Source organism: Stutzerimonas stutzeri, assembly GCF_000219605.1.
GTDB classification, from domain to species: domain Bacteria; phylum Pseudomonadota; class Gammaproteobacteria; order Pseudomonadales; family Pseudomonadaceae; genus Stutzerimonas; species Stutzerimonas stutzeri.
On sequence record NC_015740.1, the window covers coordinates 3,162,597 to 3,180,542 of the forward strand.

18 protein-coding genes are annotated in these 17,946 nt (G+C 66.6%); 7 read left to right on the forward strand and 11 right to left on the reverse strand.

The features are described 5' to 3' along the window. Complete coding sequence (locus PSTAB_RS14685; protein WP_013983546.1) at nt 1-2,022, reverse strand: methyl-accepting chemotaxis protein; 2,022 nt, start codon at nt 2,020-2,022, stop codon at nt 1-3. Nucleotides 2,023-2,373: 351 nt separating this feature from the next. Between PSTAB_RS14685 and PSTAB_RS14690 the strand changes: the two genes are divergently transcribed. Then, entirely contained in the window at nt 2,374-3,600 is a 1,227-nt protein-coding gene (locus PSTAB_RS14690) for an MFS transporter (RefSeq protein WP_011914019.1), read from the forward strand. Between the two features lie 135 nt (nt 3,601-3,735). Further along, nucleotides 3,736-4,662: an alpha/beta hydrolase gene (locus PSTAB_RS14695; RefSeq protein ID WP_013983547.1), complete on the forward strand. Its 927-nt coding sequence runs from the start codon at nt 3,736-3,738 to the stop codon at nt 4,660-4,662. A 48-nt stretch (nt 4,663-4,710) separates the two neighbouring features. Here the strand turns inward: PSTAB_RS14695 and PSTAB_RS14700 are convergent, their stop codons facing one another. Next, a complete protein-coding gene (locus PSTAB_RS14700) occupies nt 4,711-5,718 on the reverse strand; it encodes an alpha/beta fold hydrolase (protein ID WP_013983548.1) in 1,008 nt (335 codons plus the stop codon). Between the two features lie 115 nt (nt 5,719-5,833). Beyond that, nucleotides 5,834-7,453 (reverse strand): methyl-accepting chemotaxis protein, encoded by a 1,620-nt coding sequence (locus PSTAB_RS14705; protein WP_013983549.1) that lies wholly within the window; start codon nt 7,451-7,453, stop codon nt 5,834-5,836. 450 nt (nt 7,454-7,903) lie between these two features. On the opposite strand from PSTAB_RS14705, the gene PSTAB_RS14710 reads away from it, so the two are divergent. After that, complete coding sequence (locus PSTAB_RS14710; protein ID WP_013983550.1) at nt 7,904-8,254, forward strand: DUF6746 family protein; 351 nt, start codon at nt 7,904-7,906, stop codon at nt 8,252-8,254. Nucleotides 8,255-8,263: 9 nt separating this feature from the next. Here PSTAB_RS14710 and PSTAB_RS14715 read toward each other — a convergent pair whose 3' ends face one another. Continuing rightward, nucleotides 8,264-8,689: a hypothetical protein gene (locus PSTAB_RS14715; protein WP_011914025.1), complete on the reverse strand. Its 426-nt coding sequence runs from the start codon at nt 8,687-8,689 to the stop codon at nt 8,264-8,266. Between the two features lie 111 nt (nt 8,690-8,800). Between PSTAB_RS14715 and PSTAB_RS14720 the strand changes: the two genes are divergently transcribed. After that, on the forward strand, nt 8,801-9,649 hold the full coding sequence (locus tag PSTAB_RS14720) for an AraC family transcriptional regulator (RefSeq protein ID WP_041771973.1): 849 nt from the start codon (nt 8,801-8,803) through the stop codon (nt 9,647-9,649). Here the strand turns inward: PSTAB_RS14720 and PSTAB_RS14725 are convergent. From PSTAB_RS14725 to PSTAB_RS14735, 3 genes are all read right to left on the reverse strand, one after another. Further along, complete coding sequence (locus PSTAB_RS14725; protein ID WP_013983552.1) at nt 9,646-10,233, reverse strand: LysE family translocator; 588 nt, start codon at nt 10,231-10,233, stop codon at nt 9,646-9,648. The genes PSTAB_RS14720 and PSTAB_RS14725 overlap by 4 nt on opposite strands. Before the next feature lie 86 nt (nt 10,234-10,319). Further along, nucleotides 10,320-10,529 (reverse strand): hypothetical protein, encoded by a 210-nt coding sequence (locus PSTAB_RS14730; RefSeq protein WP_013983553.1) that lies wholly within the window; start codon nt 10,527-10,529, stop codon nt 10,320-10,322. A gap of 55 nt (nt 10,530-10,584) precedes the next feature. Continuing rightward, a complete protein-coding gene (locus PSTAB_RS14735; RefSeq protein ID WP_013983554.1) occupies nt 10,585-10,794 on the reverse strand; it encodes a hypothetical protein in 210 nt (69 codons plus the stop codon). Between the two features lie 183 nt (nt 10,795-10,977). Here PSTAB_RS14735 and PSTAB_RS14740 point away from each other — a divergent pair, with 183 nt between their 5' ends. From PSTAB_RS14740 to PSTAB_RS14750, 3 genes are all read left to right on the forward strand, one after another. Beyond that, nucleotides 10,978-12,993, forward strand: a complete 2,016-nt coding sequence (locus PSTAB_RS14740; protein ID WP_418080426.1) for a methyl-accepting chemotaxis protein — start codon at nt 10,978-10,980, stop codon at nt 12,991-12,993. A 127-nt stretch (nt 12,994-13,120) separates the two neighbouring features. Then, nucleotides 13,121-13,519, forward strand: a complete 399-nt coding sequence (locus tag PSTAB_RS14745) for a hypothetical protein (RefSeq protein WP_011914030.1) — start codon at nt 13,121-13,123, stop codon at nt 13,517-13,519. Nucleotides 13,520-13,689: 170 nt separating this feature from the next. Continuing rightward, the gene (locus tag PSTAB_RS14750; RefSeq protein WP_013983556.1) at nt 13,690-14,955 is read left to right on the forward strand and encodes a DUF445 domain-containing protein; all 1,266 of its coding nucleotides are present in this window, start codon (nt 13,690-13,692) and stop codon (nt 14,953-14,955) included. Between the two features lie 5 nt (nt 14,956-14,960). On the opposite strand, the gene PSTAB_RS14755 is transcribed toward PSTAB_RS14750, so the two are convergent. From PSTAB_RS14755 to PSTAB_RS14770, 4 genes are all read right to left on the reverse strand, one after another. Next, nucleotides 14,961-15,605 carry an ABC transporter ATP-binding protein gene (locus PSTAB_RS14755; RefSeq protein WP_013983557.1) on the reverse strand — a complete coding sequence of 215 codons (645 nt, stop codon included), beginning with the start codon at nt 15,603-15,605 and terminating at the stop codon, nt 14,961-14,963. After that, nucleotides 15,598-16,359: an ABC transporter permease gene (locus tag PSTAB_RS14760; protein WP_013983558.1), complete on the reverse strand. Its 762-nt coding sequence runs from the start codon at nt 16,357-16,359 to the stop codon at nt 15,598-15,600. The genes PSTAB_RS14755 and PSTAB_RS14760 overlap by 8 nt, the downstream gene beginning before the upstream one ends. Then, nucleotides 16,356-17,363, reverse strand: coding sequence for an ABC transporter substrate-binding protein (locus PSTAB_RS14765; RefSeq protein WP_013983559.1), 1,008 nt, complete (start codon nt 17,361-17,363; stop codon nt 16,356-16,358). Before PSTAB_RS14765 ends, PSTAB_RS14760 begins: the two co-directional genes overlap by 4 nt. Nucleotides 17,364-17,471: 108 nt before the next feature. After that, entirely contained in the window at nt 17,472-17,915 is a 444-nt protein-coding gene (locus PSTAB_RS14770; RefSeq protein WP_013983560.1) for an HIT family protein, read from the reverse strand. Nucleotides 17,916-17,946: the final 31 nt, after the last annotated feature.

Genomic DNA, 17,946 nt, shown 5'->3' on the forward strand with positions numbered 1-17,946 from the left:
TCAGCCGGCCTTGAAGCGGCTGACGTTGTCCAGCAGGGTGCCGGCCAGTTCGCTCAGGCGGCTGGCGGTGTGGTGGTTGCTGCCCACCGCCTCGCCGTTTTCCTCGGCCATGCGGGCGATGGTGGTCACCTTCTGGGCAATCTCGGCGGAAGCCGCGCTCTGCTCGCGCAACGCGTTGGAAATCTCCGCCACGGTGAACAGGACCTGATTGGCCGCCTCGCGGATGCCGCCCATGGCTTCGCCGGCGCGCTGGGCCCGGGCGACGCCCTCGTTGACCTTGGCCACGCCCTGCTCCATGCCCTGCACCGCCCCTTCGGTGCCTTCCTGAATGGCCGCGACCATCTGTGCGATCTCCTTGGTGGAGTTGGCGGTGCGTTCGGCCAGCTTGCGCACCTCATCGGCCACCACGGCGAAACCTCGGCCCTGGTCGCCGGCACGGGCAGCTTCGATCGCCGCATTGAGCGCCAGCAGGTTGGTCTGCGCGGCGATGTCGCCGATCACCCCGACGATCGCGGAAATCTGCCCGGAGCGCTCGCCGAGCTCCGCGACCGTACGCGCCGAATCACTCACCGAGACGGCGATCTGGCTGATCTCCTCGACCACTGCGGCAACGATCTCGCCGCCCTGGCGCGACAGCTCGCCGGAACGATGCGCCAGCGCGTCGGCCTCGCCGGCATTGCGCGCGATACTCTCGATGCCGACCGTCATCTGCTCCACCGCCGCGGCCATGCTCGATGCCGCATCGCTCTGGCACTGGGATGCCACATGAATCTGCCCCGAGGCGGTCGCCAGGCTGCGCGCGGAATCGGCCACATGGTCGGAGTTGCTCTTGATGCTGCCGATCAGCGCGCGCATGGCGCCGGCCATGTCGTTGAAACTGCCGGCCACGTAACGCAGCTCGTCGCGTGCCGCCAGCTCGATTGTGGCGGTGAGATCGCCGGCGGCGAGGCGTTCGCTGCCCTCGCGCAGGCTGCGGATGCTGGTCATTACCGACAGGTAGGCGCCCACCGACAGGTAGCCGATCACCGCCAGCACCACCAGCAGCACGGCGAGGTTGCCGTGCAGCATTTGCCGGGCGTCATCGATGCGCTGTTGCAGCAGCTGATCCAGGTTCGGCAGCAGCACGTCGTACATCTGCGTGTAGGCAATGCCGATCGCCTCGGTGGTCATGTCGAAGAACTGCGCGGATGAGGTGCTGGTGAAATCGCCGCGCAGCACCATGCCCTGCACCACCCGGTCGACCGCCTCGCCACGCTCGCGCAGCGTCGCCATTGCCCGCTGGAGCTGTACTTGCAGCTCCGGACGCTGAGCGATGACCTTCTCCATGCTGCGTTCCATCTCCACCGTGGCCGAGCGGATTTCCTCGGTGATGACGATCAGCGCGGTACGCTGCTCGTCGCTGATCGCGCCCTTGGCCAGCATCGCCGAGGCGCTGCCGCGCAGGCGGCCGAGCCGCTCGATCAGAAACGGCAGGCGGCTGACCGCCGTGGTCATCAGGTAGTAGGTCTGCGGCTCCGGATCGAAGGTCAGGCCGTAGGCGTCCGACAGCAGCGTCTGGAAGTTCAGCAACTGGCCGATCAGCGCGGTGTGCGCCTGGTAGCTCTGTGCCTGCGACCAGCCCTGTACGTCCCGCTTGATCTCGTCCCAGCCGCGACCGATGTCCTGCCATTCGCGCATGCTGCGCTTGTCGTCGGCCAGCACACGGTTCAGCTCCGCCGTCGCGCCATCGACATTGGCCTGCAGCGCGCTTCGGCGATCGGCCATGCCCAGGTTACCGCCCAGCAGCATCGCAGACACGCCGCGGTGCTGCTGGGTCAGTTCCACCAGTTTGGATAACGGTCGCGCCAGAGCGGAAGCCACCAGTTCGTTCTCGGCGCGCTCGATGGTGCGGTTGAGCTGGCTGGCGATGGTCCACATCAGGCTGGCAAAGGCGAGGAACACCAAGAGCCCGATCAGGGCGAACTTGCTCGGATAATTGAGCCGGTTCATCAGCAGTTCGGCGGGGGAAAACACGAGTTTCATGGGGTTGTCCTGGTCGATACGAGATGCCTCTCGAAGCCGGCCGAGTCGCCCGCTCGAGGCAGGGCTAACTGTATGATCGGAACGAGATGAGACTTGGCGCGCAAAATACGGAGGCGACCTCTCGGTCACCCTGACCAAAGTCAAGATCGAGGGTTAAAAAACCGGCGCCAGCCGACCGTCCATCCAATTATCCGATTCCGCGCCTCGGACCCGCACGCCGCCCTTCCCCGGGTCGAACTCCGGCGCGCCGATGCAATCCCACCACCCTGTGATCTCCTTCTTTGGCAGTCGGGCTTTACCTGAGCCCGCAAGCGTGAATAATGCCGCCCCTTTCGACGTGACGAGGTATCCATGACCGCGCCAGCCACCGCAGCGACTCCGCCCCTGTCCGCCCGAGCCGTGCTGCTGATCGAACTGGCCCTGGCCATGGGCGGTTTTGCCATCGGCACCGGCGAGTTCGCCATCATGGGCCTGATGCCCAATGTGGCCGAGGGCCTTGGCATCAGCGAACCCCAGGTGGGCAACGTGATCAGTACCTACGCGCTGGGCGTGGTGGTGGGTGCGCCGCTGCTGGCGATCCTCGGCTCGCGGCTGCACCGCCTGCACCTGCTGCTGTTGCTGATGGGCTTCTTCGCCCTGGGCAACTTCGCCAGTGCCCTGGCGCCCGACTACCCGACCCTGATGATCGCCCGCTTCGTCACCGGCCTGCCCCACGGTGCCTATTTCGGTGTGGCAATGCTGGTGGCCGCCTCCATGGTGCCGCCGGACAAGCGCGCCCAGGCCGTGGCGCGGGTGCTGATGGGCCTGACTGTGGCGATCCTGATCGGCAACCCGCTGGCCACCTGGCTCGGGCAGTGGCTGAGCTGGCGCTACGCGTTCGCCCTGGTCGGTGCCATCGCCCTGCTGACGGTGCTGCTGGTGGCGCTGTTCCTTCCGCTCAACCGCGACGAGCCGCGAAACAGCCCGCTGCACGAGATCCGCGCCTTCAATCGGCCGCAGGTCTGGCTGGCCCTGGCGATCAGCTCCATCGGCTTCGCCGGCATGTTCTGCGTGTTCAGCTACATGGCGCCGACCCTGCTGGAAGTCACCGGCGTCAATGCCGGATGGATTCCCTTCGCCCTGGCCGCCTTCGGCCTCGGCGGCATCGTCGGCAACGTGTTCGGCGGCTGGCTGTTCGATCGCCTGCGTTTCCAGGCGGTCGCCTGGCTCCTGCTGTGGAGCGCCCTGGTGCTGCTGGTGTTTCCGCTGGCCGCGCACTCGGTGTGGACCATCTTTCCGGCGGTATTCGCCGTGGGCACCATGGTCTCGCTGTCACCGGCCCTGCAGACCCATCTGATGGACGTCGCGGCGGATGCCCAGACTCTGGCGGCAGCCTCCAACCATGCCGCCTTCAACATCGCCAACGCCTTGGGACCCTGGCTCGGCGGTCTGGCGATCACCGCCGGACTCGGCTGGACCTCCACCGGTTATATCGGCGCCGCGACGGCCGTAGGCGGCCTGCTGGTGTTCGCCTGGGCCTGGAAGGTGCAACGCAGCGAGCAGGAGGCCGACGCCCGCAGCGCCGCCTGCTGTTCCTGATGCCGAATTTCGCCTGGCGAGCGGCCTCCAGCCTGGCGCGCAACATGCAGTAATCAGTGCTGCGACGACCCGTCTTGCAGATCGTCCGGCAAGCGGGTCCCATCTATGGCTTTCTGATCGTCGAGGTGAACGCCCTTGCAGCGTTTCTTCCTGTTCCGCAGCAAGGCCCGCCGGCTCTGCCTGTTGCTGGTTGCCATGATCGCCGTTGGCCTGCCGGTCGGCTGTTCGGTGCTCGCGCAGAAGGAACGCGAACTGGTATTTCGCATCGAGCCGGGCAACGCGTCCTGGTTCAGCGGCCTGCCCCGCGGCGTCGAAGAACTGCAGCTGACGCACTCGACCTTCGGCAACCAGCAGAACATCCACGCCTGGTGGTGGCCGGCGGCCGATGCCGATGCTCCCGCGCTGCTCTACCTGCACGGTGTGCGCTGGAACCTCACCGGCCATCTGTTCCGTCTCGAGCAGCTGCGCAACCTGGGGTTCTCGGTGCTGGCCATCGACTACCGCGGCTTCGGCCAGAGCCTGGGCGAGCTGCCATCCGAACGCAGTGTCTACGCCGACGCACGGGTCGGCTGGGAACGTCTGAAGGCGCTGCAACCGGACCCGGACAAACGCTTCATCTACGGCCACTCCCTTGGCGGCGCGGTGGCCGTGGACCTCGCTGCCGAGCTTGGCGAACAGGCCGAGCGCGGCGACAGCCCGCCGCAAGCGCGGGCGCTGATCATCGAATCGACCTTCACCTCGCTGGCCGACGTGGCGACGGTGGTTTCCGACACCACGCTGCCGGTGCGCTGGCTGCTGTCGCAGAAATTCGACTCGATCGACAAGATCGACCGCATCGGCATGCCGCTGCTGGTGGTACACGGCACCGATGACCGCTACGTGCCGGCACGCTTCAGCGAACAGCTCTACCAAGCCGCACGCCCGCCCAAGGAGCTGCTGCTGGTAGAGGGCGCCACGCACAACAACAGCCTGCGCGTAGCACCCAGCGCCTACGCCAGGGCACTTCAGGCGTTGCTGGAAGCGCGTGAGCAGACGTCCGCGGAAGATGCCAGCCGCGGTTAGGTTGCAGGTTGGCCGCCCGGCATCCCCCCTACCTCACCGACAAGCCCCTCAACGCTGCAATCCTTCGAGCAAGGCACGGTGAAATTCTTCCGGCGCCTCGACTTGGGGTGAATGCCCCAGGTCCGGGAAGGCCACCAGCCTGGCCTGGGGAATCATGGCGGCAGCCTGTCGGCCCAGTTCGGGGTAGTTGCCCAGGCGTTTGGCGACCTCGTCCGGCGCCCGGTTGGCGCCAGGCGCGGTGCGGTCCAGGCCGCCGATCAGCAGCAGTGTCGGTGTGCTGATGCGGGGAAACTCGTGGATCACCGGCTGGGTGAAGACCATTTCTGAAGTCTGCGCCTGGTTCCAGGCCACCCGCTCCTTGCCCTCGCCGGCGTACATGCCGGCCAACATGGCGACCCAGCGGTCGTACTCCGGCTTCCAGTTGCCGTTGTAGTAGAACTTCTGCTGGTAGGCCTTGATGCTGTCGAAATCGGTCTTCAGCTCGGCCTGGTAAAGCTGATCGATGGGTGCATAGGGCACGCCTTCGGCCTGCCAGTCCTCCAGTCCGATGGGGTTCACCAGCACCAGCTGCTCGGCCAGCTGCGGATAGCTCAGCGCCAGCCGCGCGGCCAGCATGCCGCCCATGGAATGACCGATGACGCTGACCTGGTCGATGCCCTCCTGCTGCAACAGGGCCTGGGTGTTGTGCGCCAGCTGGGCGAAGCTGAACTGGTAGCCCTCGGGCTTGCTCGAACTGCAGAAACCGACCTGATCAGGGGCGATTACGCGGTAGCCGGCCTCGCTGAGCACCTCGATGGTGCGCTCCCAGGTCGCGCCACAGAAATTCTTGCCATGCAGCAGGAGCGCCGTGCGGCCGTTCGCCTTGCCGGTCGGCGCAACGTCCATGTAGGCCATCTGCATCGGCTTGCCCTGGGACTCGAAACGATAGTGCTTGAGCGGATGCGGATAGCTGAAGCCTTCCAGCTGCGGGCCATAGCTGGTCCGGCTTTCGGCCAGTACTGGCAGGCTCAGGGTTAGGCCGGCGGCAAGCGCCAGAGCGGACAAGGCAGTTTTCACGGGGCGACTCCTCTGTTCGGTGAGACAGCTCCGTACATAGGAATGCATTCGTGCTGCCGGGTTCGCGACCGGATTGCGACAGCGCATGTCCCGGCCGCGTCCGCAGCGAATTGCTTCAGAGGCGGAAGCGCCCCACCAGCCGGTTGAGCTGCGTGGCCAGCCGCGCCAGCTCGTCGCTGGCCACCGAAGTCTGCTGCGCGCCGGTGGCGCTCTGCTCGGAAATGTCGCGAATGGCTACCAGGTTGCGGTCCACCTCTCGGGCCACCTGTGCCTGTTCCTCGGCGGCACTGGCGATGACCAGGTTCATCTCGTTGATCTGCCCGACCCGCTCGGCGATCAGCCCCAGCGCCTGATCCGCCTCGTCGGCCATGGCCTGGCTGTGCGCGGCGAATTCGCTGCTTTGCTGCATATCGTGCACCGACTGCTCGGTGGCGCTCTGGATCGCGCCGATCATGCGCTCGATTTCCTGGGTCGAACTCTGAGTGCGCTGCGCCAGGTTGCGCACCTCGTCAGCCACCACCGCGAAACCTCGCCCGGCCTCACCGGCGCGCGCCGCCTCGATGGCCGCGTTGAGTGCCAGCAGGTTGGTCTGCTCGGCGATGGAACGGATCACGTCGACGACCTTGCCAATGCTCGCCGCTTCCTCGGCCAGCCGCGTCACGGTGCCGACGCTTTCCTGCAGCCGATCGCTGAGCTGGTGAATGGTCTGGCGCGTCGCCGTGACCTGCCGGCGGCCCGCATCGGCGACCGTCTCGGCATCGCGCGAGGCATCGGAGGTGCGATTGGCGTTGCCGGCCACTTCGTCGACCGCCGCGGATATCTCGGTGACCGCGGTGGCAGCCATCTGCACTTCCTCGTTCTGCTGATGGATGCCCTGGGCGGTGTGCTGGGTGACCGCGTGCAGCTCCTCGGCGGCTGATGCCAGTTGCGTGGCCGAGCCCTGGATGTCCTGCAGGGTGTCGCGCAGGGTCTGCTGCATCTGCCGGATCGACTGCTGCACCTCGGTGATCTCGTCACGCCCGCGGCACTCGATGGTACGACTCAGGTCACCGGCGGCGACCGAGGCTGCCGCCTGCTTCAGCGCTTCCAGCGGCCGGCTGATGCTGCGCAGCAGGCCCATGGCGAGAATCCCGCCGCCGATCAGCATGACCAGCAGCAAACCGATGTTCAGCACCCGATTGCGCTGATAGAGCGCCAGAGCGCGCTCGTACTCGCCCTTGGCTTCGCCCAGTTGCAAGCCGATCAGCTCGCTGAAGCCCTCGGAAATCGGGTCGATCAGCGGGTACAGATCGTTGATGACGAATGCGGCCAGGCGCTTTTCGCTGTGGCGGTCGAGAATGCGTTCAAGGTCGTCCAGCGGTGCGTCGGCCTTCTGCATCAGCACTTCGATGCGGGCGGACGCCTGCCGCTCGGCGTCGATCAGGCTGGTGTTCATGTACTCGCCCCAGAGCCGCCGGATCTCGGCCCGCGCGGTCCGCACGTCATCACGCGCCTGCTGGTAGCTGAGCATCCCGCTGCGCGTCTTGTGCGTGGCGTCGACGATCTTCACCGCATAGAGGTCGGCGATCAGCTTGAGGTCGCGCAATGGCACCACGCGGTCCAGATAAACGGTGTTCAGGCCGGCGACGCTGCGCTGCTGCGCGTTCAGCCCGGTCAGGCCGATGACCAGACAGGCGCTCAGCATTGCCCCGATCAGGATCAACAGACGGGCTCGGATAGTCAGTTGCTGCATCATTCGTTCTTTTCCATATGGCATGCCGGCGCCGAAGGCGTGGCAAATTGGCAAGTAAGGCAACGGGTTCGACTGGTTCATGCCGACATGAGGCAGTGCCGGCCTGCGGTTCCCTTGCGGAACCCTGCAATCCTGGAGACGGGACGAGGTAGTTGTTGTTGAATCCCCGAGCGCTGGCACCGATAGCGGCGAACGGCCAGCAGCAAATCGCTATCGGCCGATCGCCTCTGCGCTTTAGGGAAAAAACTCTCGCAACGGGCGTGCCAGAGGCGTTGCAGAGGCCTGACGGGTAGTCGGCAGCATCACCCTCCGAACGCTTCGGCATGGTCAGGACGAGCCCGGCGCATCGCCGGCATGCGACTAATGGCGCAGCGCAGACTGTGCGCTGCTGCACGTCGCGCAGATGGCCAAATGATACCTTCGCGCCCCATCTTTCGACCCATGGGACCTGTCGTGAAAACACTCATCCAGACTGCCGTGCTGGCGCTGTCCAGCCTGATCGCCAGCCACGCCATCGCCGACGCGCAACCGTCACGCAACCTGGCCGAGGCGGTGAAGAACTTCTCCGAGTACAACAGCCGGCTGGAACAGGCCATGGCCCAGGGCCTGACGCCGGAGAGCCTCGCGCAGATCCACGAGCTGACCTACACGCTCAAGGACGCGCTGGAGAAGATCAACGAGGAGATGGATGGCCTGACCGACACCCTCGAGGAAATCCATATCGCCTCCGAGGCACAGAACGCCGCCGAGGTTAAGCGCTACGGCAACGAATACCTCGAGACCGCGCGCAAGGTGATCAAGTAACCCTGCGGGCTACGGCTCGACCGCAATGATGTCGAAGCCGATGCGGTTGTCACTGATGACGCGATACTCCAGCGTCTGGCCCGCCTGCACCTGCGCCAGCTTCTCGCGGCGCAGGCTGAGCTTGCCGCACAGGGTGTCATCCAGCGGATCGGTGCCGATGCTGACGATCCGCGCGCCAGCCGGCACTTGGAAACGCACCACCTCGCCGACATGGATGCGTGCCGCCAGCTGGCGATCGATCAGCACGGCGATGTAGCAGCCGCCGCCGCGCAGGCCGAAATCCCGCGTCACCACCACTTCGCCGCCGTTTTCCAGCGGCTGCTGATAGGCCAGCACCCGCTCGGCCGGCACCGGCTCGATGTCTTCGGCATCGGGCTGCCACGACGAGCAGCCGGCCAGCGAAAGCAGTGCGGTGAAGACAAGCAACGGGCGCATGGGAACTCCTTGTGCGGAAGACGAAGCGGCGAGCCGGACGATCGAGCATGCCAGAGCGGCGGATGATTGCTAGAGTCAGACCCTAGTTTCGTATCGATGACGGCAGGCAACGTGAACAACCCGGACGACGACCAACCCCGCTTCTGGCGCGACGACGCCCTGCCCTTTCTGGAGGCGCGCGCCGTCGCCGATGGTCGCAAGGTCTGCTATGCCGCGCACTGTCACGAGACATTTTCCATCGGTGCGATCACTGCCGGCGCCAGCACCTACTTCAACGGTGACGCCCGCGCACGGATCAGCCGCGGCACCCTGGTGCTGATCAATCCGCAGACCGTGCATGCCTGCAACCCCATCGACGGCCAGCCTTGGTCGTACCTGATGTTCTATGTCGATGCGCACTGGCTGGGGGCGCTGCAGCACGAGCTGGGGGCGAGCAGCGATGGCCGCTTCGTGCCCTATGCCGCCATTCAAAGCGTCGATCCGCGGCTGTTCGGTGCGCTGACGCAGCTTCATGCCTGCCTGACCGATCCGCAGGGCGAGACGCTGCACAAGCAGAGTCTCGCGGTCGAGTTCTTCACCCAGCTGCAACAGACGCTGGCCCCGGCTCCGCACGGGGCGACCAGCGAGCCGCTGCGACAGCTGCGGCTCGCCGCCGAATATATCGCCGAGCATTGCACCCAAGCCCTGCGCCTGGAGGACATCTGCCAGGCCGCCGGATTGTCGCCGTCCTACCTGATCCGCGCCTTCAAGCAGCACTACGGCATGACCCCGCACGCCTATCTGCTCAACCGCCGCATCCAGCGCAGCCAGCACTGGCTGCGCCAGGGGCGTGAGCTGGCAGAGGTGGCCCTGGCCGCGGGTTTCGCCGATCAGGCGCACTTCCAGCGCACCTTCAAGCGCCAGCTGGCGGCGACTCCCGGGCAGTACCGCGACCGTGTCGCCAGGGCCGCGCGGCACTAGCCCAGCAGCAGATAGAGCGCGCTGGCGGCCAGCAGCAATGCCATGCTGCGATTCAACCAGCGAACCCGTGCCGGTTCCTGCAGATAGCGACCAAGCAAGGCACCGGCGCCCGCCCAGCAGGCGATGGAGGCGTAGCAGATCAGGAAGTAGAGGCCGGCGAACAGCCATATCCGCAGCACATCACCGTTCGCCGCGAACAGCCCCATGCCAGCCACCGACGCCAGCCAGGCCTTGGGGTTGAGCCATTGCATCAGCGCACCCTGCAAGAGCGAGGGCCCACTTGTGGCACTCTGAGGTTGCAGTCGTCCGTCATCGGCGGCCAGGCGCCAGGCCATGTAGAGCAGAAAGGCCACACCGCCCCACTGAATGCCGCGCAGCAATACCGGGGCGCGTTCCAGCAACTCGTACAGGCCGAGTCCGATCAGCAGCAACAGCAGGGTGAAACCGAGGGTGGCGCCGGCGATGTGTCGGCCGCTGGCACGCAAGCCGAACCGCGCACCGCAGTTCAGCGCTACCAGATTGACCGGCCCGGGCGTGATGGAGGACGCCAGGGCGAAGGCGGCCATCGAGAGATAGAGTTCCATGAGAAGCGGTGCCTGCCTGGATTAGGAAGGCCGCAGGCTACCCGGCGCGGGAGATCGCCTTATTGAAGGAAATTGCCCTGCCTGCGCTACAGATGCTGACTGCCTGGGTACGGCCGCTCTTCCTCCAGCTCACCGTCGCGGCCGATGACTTCGACCGATGCCGTACGCCCCTCCATGAAGGCGTCGAGCGCGCTGTACATCTCGTCCTTGGTGAGGGTGCGCAGCACGGTTTCCTGCGATTGCTGATCTTCCAGCTCCCAGCCCATTTCGGTGGGCCTGACTTGATAGATGTTCATGGTGATTCCTGTGGCGCGAGTAATCCGCTGACGGCGCGGATGGATTGGAGGATGGCTAGCCCGGCTGGCTTGAGCCGTCGCGGCCCTGAATATCCGGGTCGTTTGGCAGCACTTCTGGCTCGTCGGGGTCATCCAGCGGCGATGACTGATCGTCACCACCGGCGGTCTGATCGTCGAAGTCGGGAGCTTCACCGGCGTTCTTTTCGCCGCCATCGGTCATGGTTACATCAGGCTCATCGCCTGCCTGCTGATCATCTGGCTTCATGGTCGCCTCGGCTGTCGCGGGTGGGTGACTGATATCGATTGGAGGCGACAATCCACACGGCGTTCGAATCGCGCTGCACCGGCGGTCCGAAGGTTGCGAAAAGGCCATTCGGCAACGCTTCACGTGGCGCTGACTACTAAAGCTCCAGGGCAGTTCGCCGATACTCCGGAATGTATCGAGCATATGCCCTCCATCCTTTCTGCTCGGTCAGGAGATCCCTTGCAGCAGCCTCGTGCTCGAATCGCCTCGCAACTCGGCTTGGCGCTTGCGCTCATTCTTGCCGTGGTCATCACCGGCAGCACCGTCTTCGCGCTTCGCTCGCTGAGCGCATCCAACCTCAACACCCGGGAGCAGCATCTGGCCAGCGAAGCACGGCTGCTGTCCGATCAGTTGGCGACCTTCCACGGCACCCTGCGCGAGAACACCCAGCGCTTGAGCGGGCTGTTCGAAAAGCGCTTCAGCGATGGCTTGCAGCTCGCCACCGACCAGCGTATCGACGTCGGCGGCGTCATGACGCCAGCGCTCATGCATGAAGGCGCGCCACTGAACAACGATTTCAGCGTGGTCGACGACTTCCGCGAAATGACCGCCGGTGTCGCCACCGTGTTCGCGCGCACGGGCGACGACTTTGTGCGGGTCAGCACCTCGGTCACCAAGCAGGACGGCAGCCGCGCGATCGGCACCCTGCTGGACCGCCAGCACCCGGCGTATCCGCTGCTACTCAGTGGAAAGCAGTACATCGGCCGCGCGTTCCTCTTCGACCGGCACTACATGACCCAGTACACGCCGGTGAAGGACCCTGCCGGCCAGGTGATCGCCGTGCTGTTCGTCGGCTTCGACTACACCGACGCACAACGGATCCAGTTCGACAACCTGGCGCGCTTTCGCATCGGCGAAACCGGCTCGCTCGCGCTGCTCGACGAAAAACGCCAATGGCTGGTCGCGCCGGCCAATCTGCGGCAGGCCGACCAGGCCGCTGCAACGGTAGCCGAGCTGATCAGCCAGAACGGCACGGGCGGCTACTGGAGCGATGCCGACCAGGAAATCTACAGCGTCGCGACCCTCTTCGAAGGCGGCCCCTGGACCGTGCTGGCGAGCATGCCGGCGGCCGAGATACAGCACGTGACCTGGAGCATCGGCGCCCGGCTGGCCATTGGCAACCTGCTGGCGATGATCCTCGCGGTTGCCGCGACCATCTGGCTGCTGCGGCACAAGCTCAAGCCGCTGGCTGCCGTGGTGCAGCAGGCGCAGGCATTGGGTGCGGGCGATCTCAGCGTCCGCCTGGACGTGCACAGCCGCGACGAGATCGGCCAGCTGGCGGACAGCTTCAACCGCATGGGTGACGCGCTGTCGGGCATGGTGTCGCGTATCCGCGGCGCCTCGGGCGAGGTCAGCCAGCGTGCGCAACTGCTGGCCGGGCTTTCCGGCGGCGCCAATGAAGGCATGGAGCAGCAGTCCGGCGAGATCACCAGCATGGCCGGTGCGGTGGAGGAATTCAGCGCCACCTCGCTGAACATCGCCGACAACATGCGCGACACCCAGCGCGTGGCGCGCGCCAATGCCGAGCAGACCCGTGTCGGCCGTGCCGCCATGGACGAGGCATCCGAGGCCCTGGCGCAGATCGCCACGGCATTGAGCGGTACCGCCCGCGTGGTGGAGAGCCTGGACAAGCGCTCGCAGGAGATCGGCAGCATCGTCGGGGTAATCACCGCCATCGCCGAACAGACCAACCTGCTCGCCCTGAACGCGGCCATCGAAGCCGCACGGGCGGGCGAACAGGGTCGCGGGTTCGCCGTGGTCGCCGACGAGGTGCGCAGCCTGGCCTCGCGCACCCGCGAAGCCACCGACCGCATCACCGGCATGATCAGCCAGATCCAGGCCGAAACCGGCAACGCCATGAGCACCATGGAGCGGGGCCAGCGGTTGATGGACGACGGCCTGCAGCGCAACGCCAAGGTGGCCGAGGTGCTCGCCCTGATCGACGACCAGAGCCGCAGTGCCGACGAGCAGTTCAGCGCCATCAGCACCGCCACCCAGGAGCAGAGCAGTACCGCCACACTGCTCAGCAGCAACCTGCAGAGCATCGCACTGACCAACCAGGAGCAGCGCGAGGTGGTCGCCAACCTGGCCGGCACCGCCGGCGAGCTGGACAAGCTGGCAGCCGAACTGCGCACCCAGGTCGAGCGCTTTCGCGCCTAGCCCTGGCAGGCAGCGCTTGTGACGCCGCGCGGGACGGCGTCGCAGGCAGGCGCGACCATCCAACCGATTGCGCTACCCGCTGCGCTCCACCACACTGCCAGCTCACCCAACCGCAGTCGGAGATTCCATGCAGACACTCACCCCACAATCCCGCGCGGCCATTCTCGAAAACCCGGACGCTCTGGAATGCACCCTCTACCGCCCCGACGAATATGACGAGGAAGCGGAAGAGCAGGACCTAGGAGACGCACGCATCGTCATCACCGGCCCCTTCCAGGCGCCGGCCGAATGGGATGCCAAGGATCGCGACGACTACTTCGACGGCACCGCGCCGGAAGCCTTCGTCGTCGCCCGCATCGCCTGTCAGGCGGCACCCGATTCCGGGGTCTATTTCACCGCCGTGCCCGGCGACTATGCCGCGGTCACCGAAAGCCCGGGCAAGATCTCGATGTTCTACGTCTGGGACTGCCTGAACGACGCCGAAGGCCAGTACGTGCTGATCCGCGAGGAAGAAGACGAGGTCTGATCCACGAGGCGACGCCCACCTCACGGCTTCATGCCCCAGAGGTGGGCTCAGCCCGCCGATGCATCGCAGCCAACTGCTGAACCTCCCCTGCAGAGCTGCAGCGCGTACCGACCGCCATCCCTGCTTTGCTGTCTACTGCACACACGCTCACCATCGACACGAGGAACCGCATGCGTTCGCTGATCAGCGCCTGGCAGTCACCGGTTTCGCGGATGAAGCTGGTCGCCGGCCTGCTGCTGTTGCTGGCCGCCCTGCTGTACATCGTCGCGACCCGTTTCGAGACCGTCCACCCGGCCTGGGGCTATGTGGCCTCCTTCGCCGAAGCCGCCATGGTCGGCGCCATCGCCGACTGGTTCGCCGTCACCGCCCTGTTCCGTCACCCGCTCGGCCTGCCGATTCCCCATACGGCGATCATCCCGCGCAGCAAGGCGCGCATCGGCCGCAACCTGTCGAGCTTCATCACCACCCATTTCCTCGCCACGCCGCTGGTGCTCGCCAAGTTGCAGGAGCTGGACCTCGCCTCGCGCCTGGCTGGCTGGCTGCGCCATCCACGCAATGCCGAAGCGGTCGGCCGCCGGCTCACCGGGGTCGCGCATTTCGGCATCGCCGCGCTGCATGACGAGCGCGTGCGCGCCTTTGTCGAAGCCAAGGTGATCGGCCGCCTGCGCAAGTTCGACCTCGCCCCGCCGCTGGCCCAGGCACTGCGCGTGCTGACCAGCCAGGGGCGCCATCAGGCGATGCTCGACGAACTGCTGCTGCGCCTCGACTCGATCATGCAGGACGAACAGACCCGCGCGCTGGTCGCCGACGCCATCAGCCGGGAAATCCGCACCCTGCGCTATCTCGGCCTGAGCCGGCCGGTGAGCGGCTGGTCGGCCAACAAGTTCGTCGACGGCCTGTCCGCGCTGATCGCCGAGATCGCTGCCGACCCCGAACACCTGATCCGCCAGCGCTTCGACGAGCACGTCGGCGAATACATCGAACGCCTGGAACAGGACCCGCACTACGCCCTGGAGGTCGAGCGCATCCTCGCCCAACTGCTGGAACACCCGGCCACCAGCGCCTATTTCGGCAACCTCTGGCAGGAACTCACAGCCTGGCTGGAAAGCGACCTGGCCCGCGACGATTCGCGCATCGGTCGGCGTATCGTCGCGCTCTGCCGCGGTCTCGGCGACGGCCTGGCGGCGGACGAGTCCATGCGCAACTGGATCAACGAGCAACTGCTGGCGGCCACCCCCGGCCTGTTGGAACGCTACCGCGGGCAGATCGGCGCCTATATCGCTCAGCGCGTGGAGAACTGGGAAAGCCGCGAACTGGTCGAGCAGCTGGAACAGAGCGTCGGCAAGGACCTGCAGTACATCCGCATCAACGGCACCCTGGTCGGTGGCCTGGTCGGACTGGTGCTGCATGCGCTGACGCAGCTGGTGGCAGGCTGAAGGGTTCAGGCCCGACGCAGCGGCGCGCCGCTCTGGCTACCAGCCGCCAGCGGCTCATCGCAGCGCAGCGTTGCCGGGCGGCCGACCAGGTACCACAGGCGGTTGGCCAGGTAGTCGGCATCGCGCGGGTCATGGGTCACGCAGATCATCGCCATCCCGGGGTGCCGAACGAGCAGCCGCGCTATCAGGTCGCGCAGTTCGGCGGCGCGCTCGGCATCCAGCGAGGCGAAGGGTTCGTCGAGCAGCAACAGATCCGGCTTGATCGCCAGACAGCGCGCCAGTGCCGCCCTGCGCGCCATGCCCAGCGAGAGCTGATCCGGCAGGCTGTCGGCCGCGCCACCCAGCCCCACCTCGGCCAATAGCCGCTCGATGTCGGCCGGGCTGGCGCCGACCAGTGCCAGGTTCTGCCGCACCGTGCGCCAGGGCAGCAGCCGGTGTTCCTGGAACAGATAGCCGATGCGCAACCCGGCACGCTGCTGCACGCCTGGGCTCAACCGCGGCTCGAGGCCGGCGATGGCGTTGAGCAGCGTAGTCTTGCCGACACCGGAAGGCCCGAGCAGGCAGATGCGATCGCCGGCACACACCCGGCCCTCGATCACACCGAGCACCGGGTGGCCGGCGGCGGGGCCATTCAGGCGCAGCTCAAGCATGGCGCACGCCCGCTTCGCGCCAGGCGGAGGCGCGGCGTTCGAGCGGTTGCAGCAGGGCCAGCTCGATCAGCTGCACCACGGCGATGAACGCCAGGCTGTAGGCGAGGATGCTGGCCACGTCAAACACCTGGAAGGCCATGTGCAGCTGGAAGCCGATGCCGTCGGAACGACCGAGCAGCTCCACCACCAGCACGATCTTCCAGATCAGCGCCAACCCACCGCGGGTGGCCGCCATCAGGTAGGGGAACAGCTGCGGCAGCCAGACGTGGGCGAGGCGCTGCCAGCGGCCGAAGCCGTAGACCCGCGCCATCTGTTCGAGCTTGGGGTCTAGGCTGCGGGCGCCTTCGCGCACCGTCACCGCCACGTTCGGCACCTTGTTGACCACCACCGCCAGCACCGCCGCCGCTTCCACCAGGCCGAACCAGACGTAGAGCAGGATGATGGTGACCAGCGCCGGCAGGTTGAGAAACAGCACCAGCAGCGGATCGAGCAGCGCATTGGCCAGCCGCGAGCGGCCCATCCACACACCGAGCAGCGTGCCCAGCGCCATGGCCAGGGCGAACGCGATCAGCACTCGGCGCAGGGTCACCAGCAGGTGCTCGGGCAGCTCGCCGCTCTGCAGCGCTTGCCAGAAGGTATCGAGCACAGCGGCGGGCGTGGGCAGCAACGGTGTCTGCACCACCAGTGCGATGCCGGCCCAGAGCAGCAGCGCCAAAGGCAGCGCCACCCAGCAGGCCCAGCGCGAGCCGCTCATGGTGCGCTCTGGAACAGCGCGGCCGGCATCAGCCGCGCCGGATCGCTGCCGGTCAGCACCAGCAGCCGCTGCAGGTCGGCGACACGTGCGGCATCCATTGGCTGCGGAATGCCCGCGACGAAGCTGTCGCGCAGCGCGGCGAACACCGCCTCATCCTCGGCGCGCATGAGCGGACGGATCGCCTGCCAGTACGCCGGTTCGCTGGCGAGCTCGTGCTTGCTCTGACGCAGTGCGCTGGCGAAGCGTTGCAGCAACGCTTCGTTGGCCTGCGCCCAGGGTTCGGGAAACAGATAGCCGAGTACCGGCAACTGCGCGTCGAGCTGCAGATCGCCCAGCAGGTCGGCCAGGCCGAAGGCAGTCTGCACCCCACCCTCGCCACGCAGGCGCGCGGAGAAATGCCAGAACGTCAGCAGCGCATCCAGCTGGCCGCGGCGCAGCGCCTGGCCCAGCAGCGGCGGCGCGGCGTACTGCACGCGGGCCTCCCTGGCGAGATCGATGCCCTGCTCCGCCGCGGCGCGTTGCAGCAGCAGCCAGCCGATGCCGTCCGGCCCGCCGGCGACGCCGATGCGCTTGCCGCGCAGATCGGCCAGCGTGCGGATCGTGCTGCCGGCCGGCACCAGCACTTCACCGAGCTGCGAGGAGAACGGCAGGTAGCGATAGCTGCTGCCCGCCGCATGCCGCGTCTGCGCCCAGGGCAGGTCGCTCACCGCACCATCGACACTGCCGCTGGACAATGCCAGGCGCGACGCCGGCACGTCGGCTGCCAGGCGCACCTTCAGTTCGAAGCCGTTGGCGTGGTCCAGCTGACGTCGTTTGAGGTGTTCCAGCTCCCAGTGCGGCGTGCCGAACTGCAGCACGCTCAGGGTGAGCACCGGCAACGCCTCGGCGCGGGCGCACCAGGGCAGCACGGCGATGCTCAGCAGAACGCCGAACCGCAGCCACCTGCTGCAGGCGCTGAAGGCATGCTGTATACGGCGAACGAGGACGAGCGTGGGAGGCATCATGCCCGCAGGGTACGAAGCCCCCCGGCGGGCACGAATTGTACTTTGGTGCCTGTTTGCTGCTGCGATGGTCGCGAAGCGCGCCGGCCGCCGACATGGCCGGCGCCGTGATCAGGCCTGGGTGGCGATGCGTTGCAGCAGGCGCGCCTGCAGCTTCTCCAGCTCCGCCGGATCGGCCTTGCCCGCCGCGTGGATGCCCAGCCCTTCACCGGCGTAGCGCGGCACGATGTGCATGTGGATATGGAACACCGTCTGCCCGGCCGGCGCGCCATTGAACTGGGCGACCTGCACGCCGTCGGGCTCGAGCTCGGCGACGATGGCCCGGGTCAGCTTCTGCACCACCTTGATCACCTTCGCGAGCGCCTCGCTGTCCACGTCGAGGATGTTGCAGGCCGCCGAGCGCTTGGGGATCACCAGCGTGTGGCCGAAGGACTGCGGGAAGAGATCGAGAAAGGCGAGCACGTCGTCGTCCTCGTAGAGCTTGTAGCAGGGGGCGTCGCCGCGAATGATCTGGGCGAAGATGTTCTGCGGATCGTAGGTCGTGGTCAGGGACACCGGGAGTTCTCCGACAAGTGGAAAAGGCAGA